Genomic DNA, 1,446 nt, shown 5'->3' with positions numbered 1-1,446 from the left:
TGATTCGCTACTCATGCCTGCATTCTCACTCGTGTCACCTCCACCCCTGGATCACTCCGGAGCTTCACTGGTGACACGACGCTCCCCTACCCATCCACACACCTGAACCAACCGGACAAACCGGCGGCTTAGCTAACGTGTGAATGCCATAGCTTCGGCGGATGACTTGAGCCCCGCTACATTGTCGGCGCGGAATCACTTGACCAGTGAGCTATTACGCACTCTTTCAAGGGTGGCTGCTTCCAAGCCAACCTCCTGGTTGTCAATGCGACTCCACATCCTTTTCCACTTAGTCACCGCTTAGGGGCCTTAGCTGATGGTCTGGGCTGTTTCCCTCTCGACTACGGAGCTTATCCCCCGCAGTCTCACTGCTGCGCTCTCACTTACCGGCATTCGGAGTTTGGCTAACGTCAGTAACCTGGTAGGGCCCATCGGCTATCCAGTGCTCTACCTCCGGCAAGAAACACGCAACGCTGCACCTAAATGCATTTCGGGGAGAACCAGCTATCACGAAGTTTGATTGGCCTTTCACCCCTATCCACAGGTCATCCCCTCAGTTTTCAACCTAAGTGGGTTCGGTCCTCCACGCGGTCTTACCCGCGCTTCAACCTGCCCATGGATAGATCACTTCGCTTCGGGTCTTGATCGTGCTACTGAACCGCCCTGTTCGGACTCGCTTTCGCTACGGCTTCCCCACACGGGTTAACCTCGCAACACAACGCAAACTCGCAGGCTCATTCTTCAAAAGGCACGCCATCACCCCAACACCCACAAGGGGCAGCCGGGCTCTGACGGATTGTAGGCACACGGTTTCAGGTACTATTTCACTCCCCGCCAGGGGTACTTTTCACCTTTCCCTCACGGTACTTGTCCGCTATCGGTCATCAAGGAGTATTTAGGCTTAACGGGTGGTCCCGCCAGATTCACACGGAATTTCAGGGGTTCCGTGTTACTTGGGATACCACTCCAGAGACAAGTGCTTACGCATACGGGGCTATCACCCTCTACGGCGCTGCTTTCCAACAGACTTCGACTTCACAACTTGTTTTCTTACTCTGCACCCATCCGGCAGAATGGATCGAGTGGTCCCACAACCCCCCATGCGCAACCCCTGCCGGGTATCACACGCATAAGGTTTAGCCTGATCCGATTTCGCTCGCCACTACTCTCGGAATCACAATTGTTTTCTCTTCCTTCGGGTACTGAGATGTTTCACTTCCCCGAGTTCCCTCCACACACCCTATATATTCAGGTGCAGGTAACTGGACATGACTCCAGCTGGGTTCCCCCATTCGGACATCCCCGGATCAACGCTCGGTTGCCAACTCCCCAGGGCTTATCGCAGGCTCCTACGTCCTTCATCGGCTCTTGATGCCAAGGCATCCACCATGTGCCCTTCATAGCTTGTCTCACAAACACTCAACGAAGACAACAACTACAAAAGTA

At 54.4% G+C, this 1,446-nt stretch carries 1 rRNA gene (running past one end of the window); it reads right to left on the bottom strand.

Going from position 1 to position 1,446, the window contains the following annotated elements:
* Window positions 1-1,410, bottom strand: a 23S ribosomal RNA gene (locus G6553_RS20715); it reaches 1,959 nt to the left of the window's first position.
* Window positions 1,411-1,446 lie beyond the last annotated feature (36 nt).

It is taken from the genome of Nocardioides sp. IC4_145, assembly GCF_011250565.1.
Lineage (GTDB): Bacteria > Actinomycetota > Actinomycetes > Propionibacteriales > Nocardioidaceae > Nocardioides.
The sequence above is the reverse complement of the archived record's forward strand: the minus strand, read 5'-3'. Positions and strand labels throughout refer to the sequence as shown.